The 22,586-nt window shown below is 38.8% G+C and carries 22 protein-coding genes and 1 pseudogene; 18 read left to right on the top strand and 5 right to left on the bottom strand.

Annotation, left to right across the window (positions count from 1 at the left end; genetic code table 11):
• The first annotated feature begins 28 nt into the window (after nucleotides 1-28).
• Nucleotides 29-403, top strand: coding sequence for a PUR family DNA/RNA-binding protein (locus CAPGI0001_RS00580; RefSeq protein ID WP_002665490.1), 375 nt, complete (start codon nucleotides 29-31; stop codon nucleotides 401-403).
• Nucleotides 404-651: 248 nt separating this feature from the next.
• Here CAPGI0001_RS00580 and CAPGI0001_RS00585 read toward each other — a convergent pair whose 3' ends face one another.
• The 5 genes from CAPGI0001_RS00585 to CAPGI0001_RS00605 form a co-directional block, all read right to left on the bottom strand.
• Nucleotides 652-2,499: an SLC13 family permease gene (locus tag CAPGI0001_RS00585; RefSeq protein ID WP_040359219.1), complete on the bottom strand. Its 1,848-nt coding sequence runs from the start codon at nucleotides 2,497-2,499 to the stop codon at nucleotides 652-654.
• Between the two features lie 23 nt (nucleotides 2,500-2,522).
• The gene (gene glmM / locus CAPGI0001_RS00590; RefSeq protein WP_002665581.1) at nucleotides 2,523-3,905 is read right to left on the bottom strand and encodes a phosphoglucosamine mutase; all 1,383 of its coding nucleotides are present in this window, start codon (nucleotides 3,903-3,905) and stop codon (nucleotides 2,523-2,525) included.
• Nucleotides 3,906-3,911: 6 nt separating this feature from the next.
• On the bottom strand, nucleotides 3,912-4,997 hold the full coding sequence (locus CAPGI0001_RS00595) for a hypothetical protein (RefSeq protein WP_002665492.1): 1,086 nt from the start codon (nucleotides 4,995-4,997) through the stop codon (nucleotides 3,912-3,914).
• Nucleotides 4,998-5,230: 233 nt separating this feature from the next.
• Nucleotides 5,231-6,274, bottom strand: coding sequence for a hypothetical protein (locus CAPGI0001_RS00600; protein WP_002665497.1), 1,044 nt, complete (start codon nucleotides 6,272-6,274; stop codon nucleotides 5,231-5,233).
• 111 nt (nucleotides 6,275-6,385) lie between these two features.
• A complete protein-coding gene (locus CAPGI0001_RS00605; protein WP_002665488.1) occupies nucleotides 6,386-7,474 on the bottom strand; it encodes a hypothetical protein in 1,089 nt (362 codons plus the stop codon).
• 157 nt (nucleotides 7,475-7,631) lie between these two features.
• Here CAPGI0001_RS00605 and CAPGI0001_RS00610 point away from each other — a divergent pair, with 157 nt between their 5' ends.
• From CAPGI0001_RS00610 to CAPGI0001_RS00690, 17 genes and pseudogenes are all read left to right on the top strand, one after another.
• The gene (locus CAPGI0001_RS00610) at nucleotides 7,632-8,093 is read left to right on the top strand and encodes a hypothetical protein (RefSeq protein WP_002665552.1); all 462 of its coding nucleotides are present in this window, start codon (nucleotides 7,632-7,634) and stop codon (nucleotides 8,091-8,093) included.
• A gap of 9 nt (nucleotides 8,094-8,102) precedes the next feature.
• The gene (locus tag CAPGI0001_RS00615) at nucleotides 8,103-8,993 is read left to right on the top strand and encodes a tyrosine-type recombinase/integrase (protein WP_002665543.1); all 891 of its coding nucleotides are present in this window, start codon (nucleotides 8,103-8,105) and stop codon (nucleotides 8,991-8,993) included.
• Nucleotides 8,994-9,010: 17 nt separating this feature from the next.
• Nucleotides 9,011-9,300 (top strand): annotated as a pseudogene (locus CAPGI0001_RS00620) (HPF/RaiA family ribosome-associated protein).
• 209 nt (nucleotides 9,301-9,509) lie between these two features.
• Nucleotides 9,510-10,106 carry a bifunctional nicotinamidase/pyrazinamidase gene (pncA, locus tag CAPGI0001_RS00625; protein WP_002665589.1) on the top strand — a complete coding sequence of 199 codons (597 nt, stop codon included), beginning with the start codon at nucleotides 9,510-9,512 and terminating at the stop codon, nucleotides 10,104-10,106.
• Between the two features lie 24 nt (nucleotides 10,107-10,130).
• Nucleotides 10,131-10,973 carry a glycosyltransferase family 2 protein gene (locus CAPGI0001_RS00630; RefSeq protein ID WP_002665570.1) on the top strand — a complete coding sequence of 281 codons (843 nt, stop codon included), beginning with the start codon at nucleotides 10,131-10,133 and terminating at the stop codon, nucleotides 10,971-10,973.
• 77 nt (nucleotides 10,974-11,050) lie between these two features.
• On the top strand, nucleotides 11,051-11,749 hold the full coding sequence (gene dapB, locus CAPGI0001_RS00635; RefSeq protein WP_002665545.1) for a 4-hydroxy-tetrahydrodipicolinate reductase: 699 nt from the start codon (nucleotides 11,051-11,053) through the stop codon (nucleotides 11,747-11,749).
• A gap of 27 nt (nucleotides 11,750-11,776) precedes the next feature.
• Nucleotides 11,777-12,040 carry a hypothetical protein gene (locus tag CAPGI0001_RS00640; protein ID WP_002665517.1) on the top strand — a complete coding sequence of 88 codons (264 nt, stop codon included), beginning with the start codon at nucleotides 11,777-11,779 and terminating at the stop codon, nucleotides 12,038-12,040.
• A gap of 74 nt (nucleotides 12,041-12,114) precedes the next feature.
• On the top strand, nucleotides 12,115-12,717 hold the full coding sequence (locus CAPGI0001_RS00645; protein ID WP_248601277.1) for a hypothetical protein: 603 nt from the start codon (nucleotides 12,115-12,117) through the stop codon (nucleotides 12,715-12,717).
• 71 nt (nucleotides 12,718-12,788) lie between these two features.
• On the top strand, nucleotides 12,789-13,820 hold the full coding sequence (locus CAPGI0001_RS00650) for an RluA family pseudouridine synthase (RefSeq protein WP_002665594.1): 1,032 nt from the start codon (nucleotides 12,789-12,791) through the stop codon (nucleotides 13,818-13,820).
• A gap of 136 nt (nucleotides 13,821-13,956) precedes the next feature.
• Nucleotides 13,957-14,466 carry a GNAT family N-acetyltransferase gene (locus tag CAPGI0001_RS00655; RefSeq protein ID WP_002665605.1) on the top strand — a complete coding sequence of 170 codons (510 nt, stop codon included), beginning with the start codon at nucleotides 13,957-13,959 and terminating at the stop codon, nucleotides 14,464-14,466.
• A gap of 10 nt (nucleotides 14,467-14,476) precedes the next feature.
• Complete coding sequence (gene aroB / locus CAPGI0001_RS00660) at nucleotides 14,477-15,547, top strand: 3-dehydroquinate synthase (protein ID WP_002665538.1); 1,071 nt, start codon at nucleotides 14,477-14,479, stop codon at nucleotides 15,545-15,547.
• Nucleotides 15,548-15,549: 2 nt separating this feature from the next.
• On the top strand, nucleotides 15,550-16,527 hold the full coding sequence (locus CAPGI0001_RS00665; protein ID WP_002665496.1) for a glycosyltransferase family 2 protein: 978 nt from the start codon (nucleotides 15,550-15,552) through the stop codon (nucleotides 16,525-16,527).
• Nucleotides 16,528-16,663: 136 nt separating this feature from the next.
• The gene (locus CAPGI0001_RS00670) at nucleotides 16,664-17,443 is read left to right on the top strand and encodes a carboxypeptidase-like regulatory domain-containing protein (RefSeq protein ID WP_002665603.1); all 780 of its coding nucleotides are present in this window, start codon (nucleotides 16,664-16,666) and stop codon (nucleotides 17,441-17,443) included.
• A gap of 60 nt (nucleotides 17,444-17,503) precedes the next feature.
• Nucleotides 17,504-20,194 (top strand): AsmA family protein, encoded by a 2,691-nt coding sequence (locus CAPGI0001_RS00675; RefSeq protein ID WP_002665559.1) that lies wholly within the window; start codon nucleotides 17,504-17,506, stop codon nucleotides 20,192-20,194.
• A gap of 142 nt (nucleotides 20,195-20,336) precedes the next feature.
• Nucleotides 20,337-21,293: a peptidase associated/transthyretin-like domain-containing protein gene (locus CAPGI0001_RS00680; RefSeq protein ID WP_040359202.1), complete on the top strand. Its 957-nt coding sequence runs from the start codon at nucleotides 20,337-20,339 to the stop codon at nucleotides 21,291-21,293.
• 20 nt (nucleotides 21,294-21,313) lie between these two features.
• Nucleotides 21,314-21,979, top strand: a complete 666-nt coding sequence (locus CAPGI0001_RS00685; RefSeq protein ID WP_002665527.1) for a protein-L-isoaspartate(D-aspartate) O-methyltransferase — start codon at nucleotides 21,314-21,316, stop codon at nucleotides 21,977-21,979.
• Between the two features lie 145 nt (nucleotides 21,980-22,124).
• Complete coding sequence (locus CAPGI0001_RS00690; RefSeq protein WP_002665557.1) at nucleotides 22,125-22,541, top strand: CBS domain-containing protein; 417 nt, start codon at nucleotides 22,125-22,127, stop codon at nucleotides 22,539-22,541.
• Nucleotides 22,542-22,586: the final 45 nt, after the last annotated feature.

Here is a 22,586-nt window from a genome sequence, read left to right on the forward strand (position 1 = left end):
TAATTTGTACACTTAAAATATAGAATATATGTATGAAAATGAAGGAGAAAACAATGAAATTTTCTCAAAGGCTCTAAGAGCAGGACGACGAACTTATTTCTTTGATATACGCGGCACTAAGGCTGGCGATTATTATCTGACTATTACAGAAAGTAAAAAGTTCACTCATGAGGATGGGTCCTCGCATTATCAAAAACATAAGATTTATCTCTACAAAGAGGATTTTAATGCTTTCAGAGAAATTCTTGACGAGATGACCTCTTATGTCTTTGAAGAAAAAGGAGAAGAAGTTATTTCTGAAAAACATCAAAAGGATTTCAAAAAGAACTTCTATGCAGAAGGAAGAGAAAAGAACGATGGTTCTTCATCATTTACTATTGATGATTTCGAAGATATTAAGTAATTCAATCTTTCCTAAAAGAAAAGAGGCTACCCTTTTTGGACAGCCTCTTTTTTATATAAGTTTTTATCCTTATTACAAGCAGCGTTTCGCTTTAGTCTATCATAAGGGAGCTTTTAGCTCCTTACAAGAAAGCCATAAGCTCTCAAGCAGGTGAAAAAGACTTGGTCAACATCAAGGCAGAGACTGCAATTCATTGCGTCTTATCTCCAAAATACATTTCGTGTCTTATCCCCCAAATATCTTTTATCTTAGAAAGGAAAGAGCAAAGGCAGAGCTAATACCATGACAATTCCCATGAGTATCTGCAAGGGAAGTCCTACTTTCACATAGTCCATAAAGGTATAACGTCCGGCTGACATTACTAAGGCATTGGGTGGGGTAGAGAAGGGAGAGGCAAAGCACATACTCGCTCCTACCGATACGGCTATGAGCAGCGGCAAGGGGTTGATGCCCATACTTGTGGCGGCACTCATCGCTATAGGGGCTATAAGAATGGCCGTAGCTGTATTGCTGATGAACATGGTAAGTAGGGAGGTCGTAAAGTAGATACTCGCCAAAAGGATATAGGGACTATAGCCCCCTAACTTGCCTACAAGCATCTGGGATACCCATGTCGAAGCTCCCGTTTTTTCTAAGGCTAAGGCCATAGGAAGCATCGCAGCAATCAGGACTACACTCTCCCAATTGATAGTCTTGTAAGCGGCTTCTACATTGGGTAGTGCTCCTGAGAAAACCATCAGTAGCGAGGCAACCAATACGGCAGTTATAGGCTGTATTGGAATAAAATCGAACATCATACTCACTACCATCAGTAACATGATAATCCCTGCTATAGGTGCCTTGTGGGTAAGGGTTACCTTCGAAGCTTCTCTCAGAGGTTGTCCCAGCACGATCAGGTGTCGCTGTTGCTCATTGAGCCTGGCTATGTCCTTCCAAGAGCCCTGTACCAAGAGAATATCTCCAGAGTGGATACGCTGGTCTTTTAGGTTCTTCAGGATATAGCTTTCATTGCGCTGCATTCCTAAGATATTTAGGGAAAACTGTTCTCTGAAACGTGATTTTTTGATGGGCAGGTTCACCAGGCGCGAGGTGGAGGTAATCAGTACTTCTGCTATGCCGTGTTTCTGCGAGTTCATCAACTCTTCTTGGGAGGTGAACCTATCCTCTATCAGGCTTAGGGATTTCTCCCATGCCATAGCTTCTATCTTACGAATATCTCCTTGTACAAAAAGGATGTCGCCTTCATGGAGAATTGTACTGGCTTGTGCTAATTCTCGATTGGGATTCTGGAAAATAGAACTGTTTAGGCTTGGCTTGCGTAGGATTTCGGTTACATTGACTTCGTATTTATCGGCTATATGGCTTTCAAGGAGGGTTTGACCTACAAAGGGGGCATTCTTGCCTATCATTACCAGATGTATATCCTTGGATAGTTGGTATTCTTCCATAAGGTCTGAAAGGGATTTGCCGTCTTTCTTACTTTCCTGATGGGGATCTGTCTTGTTCAAAAAGCGTTTGCTCACTGGGATAAGGTATAACAATCCCACAGTAAGGGCTATCAGTCCTACAGGAGTAAAGGAGAAGAAGGTCAGGGAGGAAAAACCATGCTTGATTAGCTCTTCATTGATGATAAGGTTCGGCGGGGTACCTATAAGGGTCATCATACCTCCCAAGCTACTGGCAAAAGCCAGTGGCATCAACAGTCGTGATGAATTGATGTTTGCACTCATGGCCATACTCACCACAATAGGGAGCATCAGGGCTACGGTTCCTGTATTGCTCACAAAGGCACCTATGAAGGAGGTTGCCAAGATTACCAGCACGAAGAGCTTCAGCTCACTCTTGCCAGCGAGCTTGAGTAGCTTGTTACTAATCATTTTTGCCAATCCTGTCTGGAAAATAGCACCTCCTACTACGAAAAGTCCTATCATCATCACCACTACTGTGTTGGAAAATCCTGATAGGGCTTCCTCAGGAGTAAGGATACCAAAAAGGACTAATAACAGCAGAGAAGAGAGAGCTACTAAGTCTGAACGAATCTTTCCCATCATAAAGAAAGCGGAGGCGATCACAAGGATTGCTAAGGTAATATACATATTCATAGGCACAAGGATTGGGGTTAGATAAGCGCTCGCATCTCCTCTATAAAGCGTTGTGCTAAGGCATCGGCTTCTTTTTGGCTTTTTGCCTCGGTATAGATACGAATAATTGGCTCTGTATTGGATTTTCTTAGGTGTACCCAGCTATCGGCAAAGTCTATTTTAAGACCATCAATAGTGGTAGTCTGTTCATGAGCATATTTCTGTTCCATTGCCTTGAGAATTTGGTCAGGATTTATCTGCTCCGTCAGTTGTATCTTGTTCTTACTCATAAAGTAAGCGGGATAGCTTTCTCTAAGTTGCTGCACACTGCCGCCTCTCTCGGCCAAAAGGGATAGGAATAAGGCTACCCCCACCAAGGCATCGCGCCCATAGTGTAGCTCTGGGTAGATGATGCCTCCATTACCTTCTCCACCGATGATGGCTTCTACGCGCTTCATTTCGGTAACGACATTCACTTCTCCCACCGCTGCTGCTGAGTAAGTTACCCCATACTTCTGAGCAATGTCACGTAGGGCACGGGAGGAGGAAAGGTTGGAAACTACATTGCCTTTGGCTTTGCTCAGTACATAATCCGCACAAGCCACCAAGGTGTATTCTTCGCCGAACATCTCTCCTTGGTCAGTAATAAAAGCCAAGCGATCTACATCAGGATCTACTACGATACCAAAATCAGCTTTTTCTTCTACAACTTTTTTGCAAATGTCCCCCAAGTGTTCCTTTAGCGGTTCGGGGTTGTGTGGGAAGTGTCCATTAGGCTCACAATAGAGTTTGACAACCTCCACGCCCAATTGCTCCAAGAGTCTTGGAATGGCTATCCCACCGGTGGAATTGACGGCATCCACCACCACGCGGAATTTCTTTTTCTGGATAGCTTCGGGAGTAACTAAGGGGAGGGCAAGCACCTTTTGTATATGAAGGTCAATATATCGATCATCATAGTTGAACTTGCCTAAGTGATCGACTGTAGCAAAAGAAAAATCATTTTCTTGAGCGATTTTCAAGATAGCTTTACCATCTTGGTCAGAGACAAATTCTCCTTTATCATTAAGGAGTTTTAGAGCGTTCCACTCCTTAGGGTTGTGGCTGGCAGTGAGGATAATACCTCCGTTGGCCTTTTCCAAAGGGACGGCTACTTCTACAGTAGGAGTGGTACTAAGACCTATATTGACCACATCAATTCCTAAACCAATAAGAGTGTATTGGACTAAATTTTGGATCATTTCGCCAGAGATGCGTGCATCTCGCCCAATGACTACTTTGACGTGTTCTTTGCCTACTTGTCCCTTGAGCCAAGAGCCATAAGCAGCGGCGAATTTGACGGCATCAATAGGGGTGAGGTTCTCATCTACCTTGCCTCCTATGGTACCACGAATACCTGAAATAGATTTGATTAATGACATATATCTTTAAATTTTATTTTTTTGAGACTTATAGTAAATAAAAGTGAATATCCCATAGAATATAAGAAAAATGGGATAAGTGAAGGCTATAAGAAAAACATATCCTTGATCGCTTGGACGACCTAAAACCCAGTCAATAAAAGGGATTGCAGCAAAAAGTCCTACATAGAAAAGCAGGGGAGCTAAGAATACACCTAACCATAAGCCCCATTTGCTTTTTTTTCTGATAGTATAAATGTGCAGCCCTGCGGCAACTAAAAAGAGAATAGCTCCAAAGCCTAAAGGGTTTATTGTAAGGACGATACGACCAAACCAAGAAGGTTTAGGAGAAAATCGCCAATAGTAGTTACCATAGGTAATATCCTTGATCTTTCCCTTAAAAAGTTGGTCACTTACTGTATATTCCTCTTTTTCCATAGAGGATTTTTCAAATTCTAATTCCTTTGGAAAGTGGATTTCAACCTCTATCTCAGGGAAAGTCTTCCAAAATTTGGAAGGATATAAGTTGTATTCAAACCGGTAAGGGGGAAGAAACCCATAAAGGAAAGTAGTAGGGAAAGCACTATAGCTAACCTCTATCACATTCTCTCCTGTCTTAAGAGGCGCTGTAAAGTAGATAAGATCTGAGGGGGTTACCTCTTCTTCTTCTTTTCCATCATAGGAAATATAGTACTTAGTATAAGTATTGTATCGGGTAGGAGTACCATCAGAATATTGTAGGGTGTCAATGATTTCTTCTTTTCTCAGAAAAGGATAGTCCTGTTCTTGGTCAATAGAGTTTGAGGAGATAGCTTGTCCATTTACAAAAACTTGCTGGTCATTCAGATAGTTGGAAGCCATAAAGAGCAGTGGCATAGACTGTTCTTTAGGGGAGGAGATATGATATTTTGCCCTAAAGCGGATGATATAATCATTAAAGGAATTCTTATCATCTTTGATGATTTCCGCAATGATTTTCTCATGGGTTACGCTGCAATCATTGGTAAGAATAAGACAAGTATGAGAAGTCCCATCTATAGTTGGTTTTGCCATATTGGCCTTACTTGCCCAAGAGCAAGCAAACAATAGCAACAAAAGAAGATGTCTGTTCATTATAGTGGAATATTTCTTATCAAGGGACAAATATACGAAAAAGATATAAATATTTGACCTACTAAATAAAAAGAAAATTGTACTGAGTTTAGGATCATTTCGCCAGAGATACGTGCATTCCTCCCTATGGTTTTTTCTCTACTTGCTCTTTGAGTCATGAATCATAAGCAGCAGCGAATTTGAAGGCATCAATAGTGGAGAGGCTCTCATCTACCTTGCCTCCTATGGTGCTACTATTTTGTTATTTTAGATTGATATTTTTTAGACAAGCTATCTATATATTTTTCTTGTTGCTTGTATATTTGAGTATCTGTATCTTTGGTTATCAGATAAGTCTTTTCTTTACTCCATTTTCCATTGGTTAGTAGAAAAGTTTCTTCATAATAAGGATAAGTAGGATTGTAGGAGCTATCCAAGTAGGGGGTATAGTCCAAATAGTAGGGGTTAGTCAGAAAAACAACAGCACAAAAGTGCTTTTTGATTTCTTCAAGAGATAGGGACTCAATTCTATTCTCTAAAGCCTCGATATATCCTTCTTTCTGATGATCTTTCTCCCAAGCAAGATGGGTGTCAAAGGCAGATGTCCGTGGAATTAGGATAACATTTGCCATCCCTAATTGCTGAATTTGACTCCAACAACCATAATCAGGAATTTGATAATATCCTTCTCTCCACGAGAAATGGCCACATTTTAGGAGTTGATACAAATTCTTCTCTATCTCTGGAGTAAGAGTGGTTTTTGGAAAAGGGTTTTCTATTTCATCTAAGACATTTACATATCGGTATCGGTAAGTGTCTTCATTCCAGTATATTAGAAATCCTGACTTCTCAGGTAGTATCAGATTGATAATATCTTTTCCATTTCTCTTGCCTTTTTCTATATAGCATTCAATTCCTTCTGGTTGCTCATAGATGACAGAGTGATTATGCTCTTTATAACTATCTAACTGATAGATGATAACAGGATCTTCTACCTTGGTCTCATAGCTGTGGAAGATTGCTAAAAAGGGGGTGTTGTCAGGGTATGTTCTGTCTCCTACTCCCTTGTAATCAACCATAAGAGCGGCATCTTGCTGACCATCAGCATTGAAATCTCCATAACAAATAATAGGACACCCTTTACCTTGATGAATTTGGTAATATTCCCAAAATTCTTTAGAAAACCGTTTTTCTATGTCAATAGGAGTAAAAGTATCTTGGTTGGCTTTTATATAAGAGGCAATATTTTTAGGAATTTTACACAGAGGATGGAGAGTATCTTCTACAGGGGGAGGCACTGTCTCCTCTGATAATTGGGGGGGTGCTTGTTTTTTGGGACAAGCGACTAAGAGTAATAGAAATGGGAAAAATAAAAAAATTTCATAGGTTTATTTTTATGGGCAAAATTACTAAAATCCCTTGGATTTCTTTAGATGGTAGTAAATAAAAGTGAATATCCCATAGAATATAAGAAAAATAGGATAAGTGAAAGCTATAAGAAAAACATATCCCTGATTGCTTGAACGGCCTAAAACCCATTCAATAAAAGGGATTGCAGCAAAAAATCCTACATAGAAAAACAGGGGTGCTAAGAATACACCTAACCATAAGCCCCATTTGCTTTTTTTTCTGATAGTATAAATGTGCAGTCCTGCGGCAACTAAAAAGAGAATAGCCCCGAATCCTAAAGGGTTTATTGTAAGGACGATACGACCAAACCAAGAAGGTTTAGGAGAAAATCGCCAATAGTGGTTACCATAGGTAATATCCTTGATCTTTCCTTGAAAAAGTTGGTCACTTACTCTATATTCCTCTTTTTCCATAGAGGATTGCTCGAATTCTAATTCCTTGGGGAAATGGATTTCAACTTCTATTTCAGGAAAAGTTTTCCAAAACTTAGATGGGTAGGTGCTATATTCAAGGTCATACAGAGGTAGAAAATCATCTCGTAGTACCTCAGGAAAGGCAGTATAACTGACCTCTATGGTATTCTCACCTTTTTTAAGAGGAGCTATAAAATGAATAAGGTCAGAAAGCTCCACTTTTTTTTTCTCCTTACTATCATAGGTGATATAGTAGTTGGTATAAGTGTGGAATTCTACAGAGGAATTGCTCTGCTGTAGTGTGTCTGTAATAACCTCCTTCCTCAGGAAAGGATAGTTTTGTTTTTCATCTATAGGAATGGAAGTGAGTTCTTCTCCATTGACAAAAATTTTATGGTCTTGTAGATAATTGGAAGCCATAAATACCAGAGGCATAGCCTCGTTAGCAGGGGCGTTAATCTTATATTTTATCTTGAATAAAATGATGTATTTATAAAGAACTTCTTTGTGAGGATTTTTAAGAATTTGAGCGGTAATTTTTTCATAAGAGACTGTACAATCATTGGTGAGAATGAGGGAGGAATGAAATGTCCCATCTATAGAAGTCTTTGCCATATTGGCAGTACTTGTCCAAGTGTGGATAATTAGGAGTAGAAAAGATAAATATTTATTCATAGATCTGAAGGTTTCCTTATTAAGGGACAAATATACAAAAAAGATATAAATATTTGACCTACTAAATAAAAGATTTTTTTAAGTAAAAGTTTCATTTATCCTAAATTATTTTGTACTTTTGCTCTTCTATAGAGAAGAAATAATAATATAAGATACTATGGATAGACATCATATCTTACTAATTATCCATCTTATCAGTGCAACTATCTGGGTAGGTGGTCATTTGATCTTGCTTTTGGGTTTTTTACCTAAGGCACTCAAGCATAAAAATTTTGATTTTATCTCTCGTTTTGAGAAGACTTATGAGCCTATAGGGATGCCTTCTCTGCTTCTTTTAGTTGTCACAGGTATTTGGATGGCTTATGACTTGAATGCGCCACTGCCTTCGTGGTTCTCTTTTGCCACAGGGATAGAAACGGTCGTGTCGCTCAAGATTATTGGTCTTCTTACCTCTATTTGTTTTGCTATCAGTGCTCAGACAAGGGTATTGCCTAAGTTGGCGAAGGGACAAATCAAAAAACTTCCTGAAATGGCGGTTCATATCTTATGTGTAACACTTATTGCGGTAACTTTGCTTATATTGGGAAGTACTATTCGCAATGGAGGTTTTCTATTCTAAAATAAAAAAATGATAGAGGCTTTTGAGAATTATCTCTCTTTGGAGAAAAAATACTCCTCTCACACGGTGACAGCTTATCTTGCCGATGTGCAAGAGTTTGCTGCTTATCTCACTGAGGTAGAGCCTACAATGCTCCTTCCCCAAGTGAACTATTCTCTTATTCGTTCATGGATTATCCACTTAGTAGAGAGAGGAATTACCAATAGATCTATCAATAGAAAATTAGCCTCGCTCAAGGCTTATTACGCTTTTTTAGTGCGTACATTGGCTATCAAAGCCTCTCCTTTTGTCCCTCATATCCCTCTGAAAGCACCTAAAAAAATATCTATTCCTTTCTCTTCCAGGGAGATAGACTCGGTTCTCTCTCAACCCATTGTTGAAGATTCTTATACCCAAATGCGTAATAAGACGATTATAGAACTCTTTTATGCAACAGGAATGCGTAGAGCAGAGCTTATCGATTTGAAAATAAGCGATATAGATTTTTCTCAGAAAACAGTAAAGGTATTGGGTAAGCGCAACAAAGAGCGAATAATCCCTCTGATTCATACAGTGGTGGAGACTCTTGAGAAATATTTAACCTTACGTAAAGGGGTAGAAACCAATGAGGTATTTCTATTTTTGACGGATAAAGGAAAAAAAATGTACCCAAAACTTGTGTATAATATAATAAATTCGTACTTTAGCACTGCCACAACAAAGCTAAAGAAAAGCCCTCATGTACTGAGGCATTCTTTCGCTACACACCTTTTAGACAATGGGGCTGACCTCAATGCTGTCAAGGAATTATTGGGGCACGCAGGGCTCGCTGCTACTCAGGTCTATACACATAGTAGTATCGCAGAGCTCAAAAACCAATATAAAAATGCGCATCCGAGGATGACTAATAAAGAGTATTAATTTAAAATTTTTAGATTATGAAAGTAAATTTACACAATGTCGGTTTTACAGTGGATCAAAAATTGGTCGATTTTATTCAAAAAAAATGGACAAATTAGACCTTTTCTATGATAAGGTGATTGACGCTGAAGTCTACTTGAAGTTAGACAATACCACTGCCAAAGAAAATAAAATAGTGGAAATTAAAATAAATGTACCCGGAGATAGCTTTGTGGTTAAAAAACAATTCAAATCCTTTGAAGAAGGAGTCGATTCTTGCGTAAATCCTATCGAAAGATTCTTGAAAAAATACAAAGAAACTCGTTAATATTTTCTGTAGGGGGCGAATGACAATTCGCCCCTTAATTCACTCTTTAAAGTTGTATTACCTCCCTTATATCATGGCAAGGAAATTAGCCACAGCTCCCGAACTTCTTTATAAGAGTACACTAAGGGACTATCTCTCTGATTTTTCTTCTAATAGAATTGTAAATGGAATTTCCTTTTGTATTTGAAATTAAATAAAATCTATTATATATGAATAGAGTGCTTATACTTGTTGATATTCAAAATGACTTTATCACAGGAGAGCTTCCTGTTCCTGATGGCAGGGCTATTGTAGATCCTGTCAATCATCTTATTTCGCAGTTTGATCATGTGATTGCTACTCAGGACTGGCATCCAGAAAATCACTTTAGCTTTTTTACCTTACATGAGGGGAAAAAGGCTTTTGAATCCATCCCTCAAGGGGACTTCCTACAGACGCTCTGGCCTCCTCATTGTGTGCAGGAAAGCAAAGGAGCAGAGTTCTTTCCAGAACTGCATACCCAATCCATCAATACTATATTCCGTAAGGGAACAGACCCTAATATAGATAGCTATAGTGCTTTCTTTGATAACCAAAAGTTAAAGAGTACAGGACTGGATGGGTATCTCAAGGGATTGTCTATTGAGGAACTCCATTTTGTAGGCTTGGCTGCGGACTATTGTGTCTATTATTCTATGGTGGATGCGCTTGATCTGGGCTATAGGGTGTTTTTACATGAGCATTGTACCCGTGCCATTAGCAAGGAACATTTTCAGCAGCAAAAAGAGGAACTTATCAAGCATCCCAATTTTACTTTATTACCTTAAGAAGATTTGAAAGAAAGACAACAAATGCGATTTGGTATTGTCATTCCTGCTCACAACGAAGGGGATATCTTGGCGCTGACCTTGGACTCGCTCCTCAATCAGCACTATCCTGCTCATCAGATTATTGTTGTGGATGACAATTCCTCGGACAATACAGCCGAGGTGTTGGCCGCTTATTGTGCCAAGTATCCACAGGTGAAACAGCTCTATAGGAGTTCCTCTGCTTATCGTTTGCCAGGGGCAAAGATCGTTCAGGCTTTCTATGCGGGGCTCCCTCTGCTGGAACAGGTAGAGGTCATTTGTAAGTTCGATGCTGATCTGATCTTTCCTCCAGATTACCTCCAGAAGCTACACCAATATTATATACAACACCCTAAGTTAGGGATGTGTGGTGGAGTCTGTAGTATAGAAAAACAGGGGAAATGGCTAAGAGAAGAACTTACTGATAAAAATCACCTCCGAGGAGCACTAAAGAGCTATCGTCGAGAATGTTTTGAGGATATCTCTGGGCTTAGACAAGCCATGGGGTGGGATACAGTGGATGAGCTATTGGCTCAGTACTATGGCTGGGAGGTCTTAGTGGACAATACTTTGCAGGTAAAACATCTGCGCCTTACCGCAAGCCGTTACAACTCTCAAGCTCAGTATATGCAGGGAGGGATGTTCTACCGCTTGCGATATGGGATGATTCTCTCTTTTTTGGCAAGTGCTAAACTCGCTTACAAAAAGCAAAGTTTCCGCTTGTTTTGGGATTATATAAAGGGATACTTCAAGGCTAAGAAGGGAAAACAAGATTTTTTAGTAACTCCAGAGGAGGGAAAGTGGATACGGGCTTACCGCTGGAGAAATATCAAGAAAAAATTCTGAATTGTTGATAAGAAAATTTGCTGTATACTGATTTTTTCTTTACTTTTGCGCTGTATTAAAATAATACCACAAGGAGAATGAAAATAGCACTATTAGGTTATGGGAAAATGGGTAAAACCATTGAGCGTATTGCCCTTGAGCGTGGTCATGAGATTGTTCTCAGGGTGGATGCTCCAGGGGAGTATGATCTCTCAGTAGCTCAAGTGGCCATTGAGTTTAGTACCCCTCAGAGTGCTTTTGCCAATATTAGCAAGGCGCTTTCCGCTGGTATACCAACCATAGCTGGTACTACGGGTTGGCTTGAGAATTACCCAAAGGCGGAAGCCTTATGCAGGGCACATGATACAGCCTTTCTCTATGCTTCCAACTTTAGTATAGGGGTCAATGTTTTCTTTGAGATTAATAAGGTCTTAGCAAAGCTCATGCAGAAGTATCCTCAGTACGCCATTGCTATTGAAGAAATACATCACACTCAAAAACTGGATGCTCCCAGTGGTACCGCCATTACCTTAGCACAGGATATTATTGAACAGACCGACAAAGTTGGTTGGCAGTTGGGGGAAACCTCTGAAGATAAGATCCCTATTACTGCCAAGCGTATAGAGAATACTCCTGGTACTCATATAGTTACTTATAGTAGTCAAGTGGATACCATTGAGATCAAACATACCGCTCACAGCCGTGATGGTTTTGCCTTAGGGGCTGTTTTAGCAGCAGAGTGGATACAGGGGAAAAAAGGTGTCTTTTCTATGAAAGATGTCCTATTTGAAAAATAAATTTAATCATTTGTAAAAATAAATTTTATGGCAAGCGTAAGACGTTTAAAAAAGAATATTGCTTCTGTCTTAGGAGAGTTAGTAGATACTCTTATCATTTGGGAATTGGTAACTGATAAAAAAAATGAGGCTTCTCAAGCTGTGGTAGAGGAAATCTACGCCGCTTATGATAAGTATCTCGGACAAATTAATAATCCAAGTGAAAACAAAGGGGCTTTCTACAAACAACTGCTTAAGAATTTCGAAGAAGAAGTCAATGCTATTGTAGCAAAGATCAATGCTTTGAGCTAAAAAGAAATTACTTTTTTGTTTTACACCAATTACATTTGTTCACAATGCAATTGGTGTTTTTTGCATATATTACTATGAAGAAGCTATTCTTATTTCTTTTCTTGGCCTTTACCTCTGTAACTTTTGCACAACAGACTTATAAGCTTTATGTAGAGGGCGAAAAACAGTGGGCATATAGGGAAAATGTGCTTACTGATTTTGTATATGCTTTCTGTACTAAGGATTTTGAGGCCATTGCCAAAAATCCTATGGTAAGGGATAGTTTAAAGGTAGCCTTATTAGAATCCATATATGATAAAATGCTGCAAAGTATCCCTACGAAAGATAAAAATACACAGATAAGTCTCTTTTTCGGAGAACGAAAAAAGGGGAAAGGTCGTATTTTCTTTATGACTTTCTTCGAAGGAAACCTAAAAGGTAAGCGCAAAGATGCTTTCTTTCAATTCCTGTTGGAAAACAATACTAAAGAAGGAACGTTTAAGTGCGATACTATTGTGATTTCAGAGGGAAAGCATAGATTTACATACCAAGAACCCTCTGTAAAACTCAAAACAAGATATCAAAAGGAGGTGATGCAGGAATATGAAGCGCATGCATTAGAAAAAAATGCCAAAAAAGAATTGGAAAACTATATAAATACAAGAAAACGCTGGCGAAAAATGATTATCGTCAATTAGCGATAGTTTGCAAAAATACTATGCATAGGGGTAATTTACACATAAATAATTCAAAACTCAAAACTAAATAGATGGCAGACGACGATTTGATTACAGACGATGAGCTGTACGAACACTATAGTTTTAAGGCAGGAAAGGGACAAGAACCACTACGAGTAGATAAGTTCCTGATGAACTTCGTGGAGAATGCCTCTCGAAATAAGGTACAACAGGCGGCTAAGGACGGCAATATATTTGTCAATGGAGTAGCCGTGAAGGCTAACCACAGGGTCAAGGCCAATGATGAAGTCAAGGTTATGTTTGCCCATCCTCCTCACGAATATCTCTTGGTACCTGAGCCTATTCCCTTGGATATTGTCTATGAGGATGAGGAACTAATCATCATCAATAAGCCTGCCGGTTTGGTAGTACATCCAGGGCATGGCAATTATCAAGGAACTCTCATCAATGGACTAATTTACCATTTTCAGCACCTGCCTATGAACAGTTCCGACCGACCTGGCTTGGTACATAGAATCGACAAAGATACCAGTGGCTTATTGGTTGTGGCTAAAACGGAAGAGGCTATGAATCACTTGGCTAAGCAGTTTTTCAACAAAACCAGTGAGAGGGAGTATGTAGCTTTGGTGTGGGGCAACCTCGCTCAGGACGAGGGAACTATCATAGGGCATATCGGAAGGCATCCTAAGAATCGCCTCCAGATGACCGTTTTCCCTGATGGAAGTGAAGGTAAGGAGGCCATCACTCATTACAAGGTCTTGGAGCGTTTTGGCTATGTAACCATAGTTTCTTGTCGCTTGGAAACAGGGCGCACACACCAGATTCGAGCCCATTTTACCTATATAGGACACCCGCTTTTCAATGACGAGCGCTATGGTGGGGATAAGATACTCAAGGGAACAACTTCAGCTAAGTATAAGCAGTTTGTCGAAAACTGTTTTAAGATTCTCCCTCGTCAAGCGCTTCATGCCAAAACCTTAGGGGTGGAGAAACCCTCCACAGGGCAGATGCTCCGCTTTGATAGCGAAATACCTCAGGATATGCAACAATGTATAGAAAAATGGCGTAACTACCTTAGCAATAGAGAGGTAGTCAATGATTAATGAAAATAATAGGGCGGATTGCAATTTATCCCTCAAAAACAAGAATTTTTCAGAAAACCTCTAATCATAAAATGGAATTTTACTCTTTTATGTAAAGTGATTTTATAGCTAATTAATTTACATTTGAAAATATATTATGAAACAATTCTTTTTTCGACAGGCGAAAATAGAAGATTTAGAGGCTATATGGCCACTCTTTCTCTATGCCAAAGAAACCATGCGACAAAGAGGAACCCACCAGTGGCAGGATGGTTATCCCTTTAAGGAAACTATTGAGCAAGATATAGTTCATCACTATGCTTATGTAGTGGAAGAGGCAGGTGAGGTTATCGCTTATGTAGCCATCACTAGGGATGGAGAGCCTACCTATCAAAAGATAGAGGGAGCTTGGCTTAACCAGGAGCCCTATATAGTAGGGCACAGAATGGTAGTAGGGAAGAAGGGACGAGGTAAGGGATTGGGATCTTTTATGATACGAGAAGCTGAAAAAATAGCTATTATTCATGGAATACGTTCTGTACGAGTGGATACTAACTTTGATAATCAGGTCATGAAACATATTTTTGAAAAAGAAGGCTATACTTACTGTGGTATCATTCAGGTACGTGATGGAAAACGTGAGGCCTTTCAGAAGATTTTAGTTTAAATAAAGAGTTATGAAATACAATCAGATAGATACAGGAGCCTATACCATCTACTTCGCAGAAGAGGGCTATAAATACTTAGCAGACTATATAAAAGAAAAGAAATATTCAAAGATATTTGTTCTTTCCGATACACATACCCATGAGTGTTGTGTATATACTTTCTTACAGAAATTCCCTTTTGAAGTGGAAATCATAGAAGTAGAGGCTGGAGAGGAGTACAAAACCTTGGATACCTGTCTTTCTCTTTGGCAGACCCTCTCTGATTTAGAGGCGGATAGAAAGAGCTTGCTGATCAATGTAGGTGGAGGGGTGGTTACTGATATGGGAGGATTCGTGGCATCTACTTTCAAGCGAGGAATTGATTTTATCAATATTCCTACTTCTCTCTTGGCGATGGTGGATGCTTCTATTGGAGGGAAGACAGGGGTCGATTTAGGAACCCTCAAAAACCAAATAGGCGTGATAGAGAACCCTAAGCTTCTTCTTATTGATGTCAATTATCTTAATACCTTACCCAAAGAGGAATTTCGTAGCGGTTTGTCCGAGATGTTTAAGCATGGACTCATACAATCTCCTCCTTATTGGGAAAAGATGAGACATCTCTCGACTTTGACTACCGATGATTTGGAAGAAATTATTTATCAATCGGTAGTGATTAAGTATCAAGTGGTATCTGAGGATCCTAAGGAACAAGGATTGCGCAAGATACTCAACTTTGGCCATACTCTGGGGCATGCTATTGAGTCCTATGCACTATCTCACCGAGAAAAGCGCTTATTACATGGAGAGGCTGTCGCTATAGGAATGATCTTGGCCGCTTATATCTCTCATAAGGTGCTACAGTTCCCTTGGGATAAGGTGGAGGAAATCAAAACAACTCTTTTAGAATATTTCCCTCAAGAGAACTTCACCTCACAAGAGAGAGAAGCCATACAACAGCTACTCAAGTATGATAAAAAGAATGCTTACGGACGTATATATTTTGTATTGTTGGAGGAGATCGGAAAACCTAAGTGGGATATAGAGGTTCCTTCCTCTCTCATAGAGGAGGCTTTTGACTATTATGGTATTAATCATTGATTATGGTTATAGTTATACTTAATTGGAATGGAAAGCATCTATTAGAGCAGTTTCTTCCCTCTGTGGTACGCTATTCCTCAGGGGTAGGGCTTTATGTGATAGACAATGCCTCTACCGATGGAAGTGTTTTGTTCTTACAAGAGCACTATCCTCAGATAAAGATTGTCCAAAATGCTGAAAACTATGGGTATGCCAAGGGATACAACGAAGGATTAAAGCATATCCCTGCCGATGTGTATTGCCTGATCAACTCCGATGTCGAGGTCACCCCTCATTGGCTCGAAGCTCCTATGCATATCTTTGCTCATGAGCCTCAAGTCAGTATATTACAGCCCAAGATAAAGTCTTATAAACAGAAAAACTATTTCGAATATGCAGGAGCTGCTGGAGGGTATATAGACAAATACGGTTTTCCCTATTGCAGAGGGCGTGTCTTTGATACAATAGAGGAGGATATAGGACAATATGAGGAACAAACGCCTATTTTTTGGGCTTCTGGGGCATGTTTTTTTATTAAAGCGTCCGTTTTTGAGCATCTTGGTGGTTTTGATGAGGATTTTTTTGCCCATCAGGAGGAGATAGATCTCTGTTGGCGTGCACAAAATGAGGGGTATAAGGTGTATTATACTCCCTTGTCTCAGATATATCACTTAGGAGGAGCAACACTTGAGCAAGGAAGTACACAAAAGGTGTTCCTTAATTTTCGCAATAGCCTTTTTATGCTCTTGAAAAACTTGCCTAAAGGGGCTTGGTTCTCCACGATTTTCTTGAGAATGGTTTTGGATGGCATTGCGGGGATACGTTTTTTCTTTCAGGGAAAACCAAGCTATACTTGGGCTATTCTTAGGGCGCATTTTGCTTTCTATAAGTACTTTTTTTATTTTTATCACAAGCGGAAAAATCCTATGCTAAAACAGTATTACTCAATAAAATCAATAGCTTATAGCTACTTTATAAAGAATAAGAAAGTAGGGTATTAATGGGGGAACAAAAATTGTAGGTATACCCAAAAATAAAATTATCAAAAGATTGTGTCTTTCCTATATTTTTTCTATTTTTACGGCAGATTTTAAATCTTTCTAATAATATTTTTAAAGTATTGAAAATAAATATTTTATGAGAAATATTCTTCTAATTTTTTTATGTATCTGTTCATTCTTGGGGTACGCACAGGAAGAGACTCTTATGCGAGGAAGTGTGTTCAATACCAAGACAAACTTACCTTTAGATAATGTGAATGTGCTCAATATCAATCAAGTAAAGGGAACAGTTACCAATATTAAGGGAGATTTCTCAATACGGGTAGCCGTGAATGATACTTTACACTTTTCTTATCTTGGCTTCAAGTCTATCAAAATAAGAGTAACTCAGGATATGATTCGTTTCCCTGGAACGCGTATAGGAATGACCGAACTGGCCTATGCCTTGGAAGAGGTAGTAATCTCTCCTTATCGCCTGACAGGTTATTTGGATATTGATGCAAAGTATATGCCTGTCAATACCAATAGACAGTATAGTATCTCTGGATTAGACTTAGGATATGAGCCCAGAACACGGGATAAGAATAAAACGGAAGAGGTCGTTACCTCTGTACTAAATCCCGCAGGACTGCTTTATAAGGCTTTTAGTAGTAGGGCTAAGGATTTACGCAAACTCAAAAAGATGAAGCAGAGTGATGAAATCCGTAGTATGCTCAATGGAAAATATGACCGAGAAGCTCTGGCCGAAATTTTAGGTATATCCAAGGACAAACTTGAAGAATTGCTTCGTCATTGCAATTATTCAAAAGATTTTATCAAGAATTCTAACGACTTACAATTCTTGGATGCTCTTACCCAATGTTATGAAGAGTACAAGCTCCTCAATAAAAATGGAGAACCTCAAAATAAAAAATGAAAAGGGAAGCTATTCACTGCTCTTAGCCTCCTAATGCCTAACACCTAATACCTAAAAAACATGAAGAAGTTTTTTAAAATTTTTGGTATCATTGTTTTAGTATTGATACTATTACTTGTTTGCATACCCTTTCTCTTTAAGAATACTATAAAGGAGAAAATCATGGAGAAAGTAAATGAAAGTGTGAATGCTCAGATTAGTTTTACTGACTTTTCTCTGAGTGTCTTCAAGAACTTTCCCAATGCAACAGTAGAACTCGAGGGCCTAAAGGTCATTAACAATGCTCCTTTTGCTGGAGACACTTTGGCTTATGTGGGGAATTTCTCAGCAAAGGTGAACCTTAAGGATATCCTTTTCAAAGGAGATAAGGATCCCTACAAGCTCTTAGGATTCTCTCTATCAAATGCTGTAGTGAATGTACACATGAATGAGGAGGGGAAAGGTAACTTTGATATTGCCAAAAGTACTTCTGATACTACTGACGAAGAACCCAATAATTTCTCTCTTGATCTCAAGGAGTATAGCATAGAGAATCTACGCTTTACATTCAGGGATGATACTTCTAAAATGAGTGTTATCCTTGATAGTCTTTATCATAAAGGAAAAGGAAATTTCGCTAATCAAGTACTTGATTTAGAGACAACTACAGCTACTAAGGTTTCTTTTGCTTCTGATGGAACAGCTTTTCTACGCAACAATGTAGTTACCCTAGATGCTGTCTTAGGAATCGACCTAAACCAACAAAAGTATACGCTCAAGGACAATACATTGAAATTGAACGCTTTGGAACTTAATTTTGACGGATTTGTACAGCTTTTGGAAGATGGACAACTCTACAATCTATCTTTTAAAACACCTAAGACAACCTTCAAGAATTTCTTGGATCTGATCCCTGCTGCCTATACCAAGAGTATAGAAGGAGTACAGACCACTGGTGAATTTACTATCAATGGTAAGGTAGATGGTAAGTATACTCCTACCACTATTCCTAAGCTGGATATTCGTATGCTCTCGAATAATGCGTCGTTCAAGTATCCTTCCTTACCTAAGTCTGTCAAAAATATTGATATAGATGTAAAAATAGGAAATGAAACAGAAAAATTGGAGGATACTTATGTGAATATCAATCGTTTTGCCTTCACTATAGACCAAGATGCTTTTTCTGTAAAGGCCTTGCTCAGAAATCTTACTAAAAATATGTTGGTGAATGCGGATCTGAAAGGAGTGATCAATTTGGAGAATATCCAAAAAGCTTATCCTGTGAAGATGGATTTGGATCTGAAAGGTATTCTCAAGGCGGACATCTCTACAGCTTTCGATATGGCTTCAGTAGAAAAGAAGGCTTACGAACGTATTCAAAACTCAGGACACGCTTCTTTGGAGAAATTTGTCTATTCAGGAGCCGGCTTCTTGCAGCCTTTCCATATCAATAAGGCGGGAATTTCTTTCAATAATGCTAAGATAGAACTTACAGAACTGGATGCTAAGACAGGTAAGACTGATTTCAATATTAAGGGGACTTTAGAAAATTTCTATGGGTTTACACTTCGTAATGAGGTGCTCAAAGGGAATTTCACCCTCGCTTCCAATCATATAGATGTAGGTGATTTCATGCAAACCGATACACCTGCGGAAACTCCTAAGCAAGATAAGCAAGAAGAAAAGCCTACAGAAACTAAACCTACTTCCAAGACAAATGCTTCTATCAAAATTCCTGCTTTTCTAGATTGTAGTCTCGATGCCAAAGCCAAGAGTGTACTTTATGATAAGCTCAATTTGACTAATGTATCAGGAAAACTTATTATCAAGGATGAAAAAGTAAGCCTACAGAACCTGCAAACCGATATCTTTGGTGGAAAAACCGCTGTTACAGGAAGTGTATCTACCAAAGGGGATACCTCCACTTTTTCTGTGGATTTGGACATGAACAAACTTAACGTTATGGAGTCTTTCTCTCAGATAGAAATGCTTAAGAAAATTATGCCTATTGCCAAAGTAGTAGAAGGTTTTTTTAGTTCTAAGATTAATGTAAAGGGAAAGCTCACTCCAGAACTTACCCCTGATATCAATTCTATCTCAGGAAGTCTTTCTGCAGCCCTATTGGATAGCCATCTAAAAGAGGCTTCTCCCTTAGTTTCAGCTTTGGATGCTCAGTTCAATCAGTTGAATCTTTCCAAGCTAAACCTTAAGGATCTCAAGGCTAATGTAACCTTTGAAAATGGCCGTGTGGTGGTAAAACCTTTTGCTATCAAGTGGAATGGTAGTACTATCAATGTAGCAGGAACACATGGGTTTGACCAAACCATGGATTACAAACTTACTTTCAATGTCCCTGCTAAAATGCTTGGTCAGGATGCTTCAGCCCTATTGGCTAAGCTTACAGTAACCGAACAACAGAAGTTAGGGGATATTCCTGTCAATGTGAATATGGGGGGTAACTTTACCAAACCTCAGGTATCGACCGATATGAAACAAGTTGTCAATAACCTTGCGCTACAGGTAGCCAAAGCGCAAGCAAACCAGCTTACGGATAAGGTGATGGACAAAGTAGGTAAAGAGGTGACTAACAAAATCACTGAAAAAGTAGGAGGTGAAGCTGTAAATAAGGCTACAGATGCTTTAGGTAAGCTCATAGGAGGAAAAACCTCAGCTACAGATACCACTAAGACTACTCCTAAGGAGCAAACCAAGAAAGCTGTAAATAACCTTTTGGATGGTCTCTTTAAAAAGAAAAATAATAATGAGCAATGATTGTAAGGTTCAATGATTAATGATTAATGTGCTTATTAATCATTGAGGAAAGACGTGTGATTTTTTTAAAACACACGTCTTTTTACTAAAATTATTTGTTATTCGTTATTTGTTATTTATGATTCATCATTTGTTATTGATTATGAGGTCTTTAGTATTTTTAGTTATTCTTATAATAGCTCAAAGTTGCCTTCTGAATAGGACTCATTATACAGGATATGTATGTGATGCTGCTACTAAAAAGCCTTTGGCAGGAGTAAAAGTTACAGAATTGGAGAGTCAGCAGTATACTTTTACAGATGAAAAAGGATTTTTTACTTTGAAAAAGATGGATGATATAGCCTCTCGTCTTATTTTTGAAAGAGAGCCTTATATAAAAGATACTCTTAGCTCTGTACTCATACAGCATGGAGAACATTTTGAATTTCTTTTTAAGGGAGAGCAAATCTACCTCAGAACCATACAGTACATGGATTCTATCTACAATGATTATGAAAAGAGTTTGTATAAAAGTACAAATCCACGAGAGCAGATCCTTCCTAAGGATAGTCTTATTATCCGAGGAAAAGATACTGCAGTGGTAACCCGCTTACGAATTTATCATTATCCTGAAGAACAGCTTATAACAAAAGATTATATAGGATACTACAAAGGAGAAAAGCCACGTAAAAATTCTAATTATATAGAAAAGCACGCCCTGCGAACCTACTTTATCAGACAAGGAAAGTTGAGTACAGAAACTATTTATTTTCCTAAAAAAGACAGCCTTATCTATGATCGGGATACTGTCAGATGTGAGTCCTTATTTATCAGGTATGATCTAGAAGGAAATATAAAAGAAAAAATCTGTGAAGGAAATTTTTCTTGTCCCGATATAGCCGCTCATACACGAGTGGGTACAGCATTTTTCTATAAGGGGGATAAGCTCATCCAAGAGAAGTATTATCACAATGATCGCAGAGAAAAAGATTATATTCGTCATAGAGTATATGATACAATGGGAAATTATAGGGAAATCTATACTAATAATTATGAATTGTTTAATAATGATAGTCTTGTCCTCTCTCCAGAGGAAGTAAGACGCCGCACAAAGAGATAGATAGAGGAAAAATAAAACAAATGAAAGATACAGTAAGGCATCAGGGGATGCGCAATCTTTTGGCTCGACAGCTTACTGAGCGCAAAGAATATCCTATTTCTGATGAAAAGGTATTACAGGCGATAAGAATGATTCCACGTCATTTGTTCTTAGATAGTATTTTTGAAGAAAAAGCCTATCAAGATATTGCTTTTCCTATAGGAGCAGGACAGACGATTTCTCGACCTCATACAGTTGCTTTCCAGACAGAATTATTACAGGTGAGTGCTGGGCAAAAAGTACTAGAGATAGGCACTGGGAGCGGCTATCAGTCAGCGGTATTGGTAGCACTCAATGTAGAGCTTTACACCATAGAGCGCCAACAGGAACTCTTCAAAAAAACAAAGTTATTACTTGATAAAATGGGCTATATGCCCCGAAAGATGATTTTCGGAGATGGATATAAGGGATATGCAGAACAAGCCCCTTATGATCGTATTTTGGTAACAGCAGGTGCACCAGAGGTGCCCAAGGAGTTGTTAGCACAACTCAAAGTAGGAGGGAGGCTTGTGATTCCTATAGGTCGGGGTGCACAGATCATGACGGTTTTTGTACGACTCTCTCCCACAGAGTTCAGCAAAGAGGAATATGGCACCTTTGGCTTTGTACCTATGCTGGAGGATACGCAAGTCAGGAGAAAGCAGTGAGTAGCAGTCAGAGAACAATGAACAGAGATGAACGGGAAAAAGAGGTAAAAAAAATAGAAAAAAACAGAAAAAGTGTAGGTTTTTTGATTTTTTTTCAGTAACTTTGTAGGGAAAATAAGCAGTAATCTATATAATTTTTAAGGATATGAAACAAAGAGTTCCCGTTTCCCAGATTATGTCCAAAGACATAGTTACTCTAAGCCCTACTCAGACATTGTATGAAGCAGAGGCCTTATTCAAAAAACACCACATTCGCCATATTCCCGTGGTAGAGGGTCACAAACTCATTGGTGTACTAAGTCTTACAGACTTGCTTCGCATCAGTTTTGCTGATCTCTCTGATGATGAAAAGCATGTGGATAGTGTGGTGTATGATATGTTCACCATTCCACAGGTGATGGCTAAAGTACCTTTGGCTATCTCTCCTGATACAACTATCAAGGAAGCCGCTGAGATTCTTGCTGAGCAAACTTTCCATGCACTTCCCGTTACCGATAACGGCAACTTGGTGGGCATGCTTACCACTACAGACCTTATCAAGTATCTTTTGGAACAATATTAATTTAAAAAAGTTAGAAAACAAGAAGCCAAAATTCCTCAGGAATTT

Origin of the sequence: Capnocytophaga gingivalis ATCC 33624 (assembly GCF_000174755.1) — a bacterium.
Taxonomy (GTDB): Bacteria; Bacteroidota; Bacteroidia; order Flavobacteriales; family Flavobacteriaceae; genus Capnocytophaga; species Capnocytophaga gingivalis.

Bases quoted from the DNA above. Each gene is read 5' to 3' on its own strand.
- CAPGI0001_RS00580 (WP_002665490.1), top strand. From the start codon at position 29: ATGTATGAAAATGAAGGAGAAAACAATGAAATTTTCTCAAAGGCTCTA.
- CAPGI0001_RS00585 (WP_040359219.1), bottom strand. From the start codon at position 2,499: ATGTATATTACCTTAGCAATCCTTGTGATCGCCTCCGCTTTCTTTATG.
- glmM (WP_002665581.1), bottom strand. From the start codon at position 3,905: ATGTCATTAATCAAATCTATTTCAGGTATTCGTGGTACCATAGGAGGC.
- CAPGI0001_RS00595 (WP_002665492.1), bottom strand. From the start codon at position 4,997: ATGAACAGACATCTTCTTTTGTTGCTATTGTTTGCTTGCTCTTGGGCA.
- CAPGI0001_RS00605 (WP_002665488.1), bottom strand. From the start codon at position 7,474: ATGAATAAATATTTATCTTTTCTACTCCTAATTATCCACACTTGGACA.
- CAPGI0001_RS00610 (WP_002665552.1), top strand. From the start codon at position 7,632: ATGGATAGACATCATATCTTACTAATTATCCATCTTATCAGTGCAACT.
- CAPGI0001_RS00615 (WP_002665543.1), top strand. From the start codon at position 8,103: ATGATAGAGGCTTTTGAGAATTATCTCTCTTTGGAGAAAAAATACTCC.
- pncA (WP_002665589.1), top strand. From the start codon at position 9,510: ATGAATAGAGTGCTTATACTTGTTGATATTCAAAATGACTTTATCACA.
- CAPGI0001_RS00630 (WP_002665570.1), top strand. From the start codon at position 10,131: ATGCGATTTGGTATTGTCATTCCTGCTCACAACGAAGGGGATATCTTG.
- dapB (WP_002665545.1), top strand. From the start codon at position 11,051: ATGAAAATAGCACTATTAGGTTATGGGAAAATGGGTAAAACCATTGAG.
- CAPGI0001_RS00640 (WP_002665517.1), top strand. From the start codon at position 11,777: ATGGCAAGCGTAAGACGTTTAAAAAAGAATATTGCTTCTGTCTTAGGA.
- CAPGI0001_RS00645 (WP_248601277.1), top strand. From the start codon at position 12,115: ATGAAGAAGCTATTCTTATTTCTTTTCTTGGCCTTTACCTCTGTAACT.
- CAPGI0001_RS00650 (WP_002665594.1), top strand. From the start codon at position 12,789: ATGGCAGACGACGATTTGATTACAGACGATGAGCTGTACGAACACTAT.
- CAPGI0001_RS00655 (WP_002665605.1), top strand. From the start codon at position 13,957: ATGAAACAATTCTTTTTTCGACAGGCGAAAATAGAAGATTTAGAGGCT.
- aroB (WP_002665538.1), top strand. From the start codon at position 14,477: ATGAAATACAATCAGATAGATACAGGAGCCTATACCATCTACTTCGCA.
- CAPGI0001_RS00665 (WP_002665496.1), top strand. From the start codon at position 15,550: ATGGTTATAGTTATACTTAATTGGAATGGAAAGCATCTATTAGAGCAG.
- CAPGI0001_RS00670 (WP_002665603.1), top strand. From the start codon at position 16,664: ATGAGAAATATTCTTCTAATTTTTTTATGTATCTGTTCATTCTTGGGG.
- CAPGI0001_RS00675 (WP_002665559.1), top strand. From the start codon at position 17,504: ATGAAGAAGTTTTTTAAAATTTTTGGTATCATTGTTTTAGTATTGATA.
- CAPGI0001_RS00680 (WP_040359202.1), top strand. From the start codon at position 20,337: ATGAGGTCTTTAGTATTTTTAGTTATTCTTATAATAGCTCAAAGTTGC.
- CAPGI0001_RS00685 (WP_002665527.1), top strand. From the start codon at position 21,314: ATGAAAGATACAGTAAGGCATCAGGGGATGCGCAATCTTTTGGCTCGA.
- CAPGI0001_RS00690 (WP_002665557.1), top strand. From the start codon at position 22,125: ATGAAACAAAGAGTTCCCGTTTCCCAGATTATGTCCAAAGACATAGTT.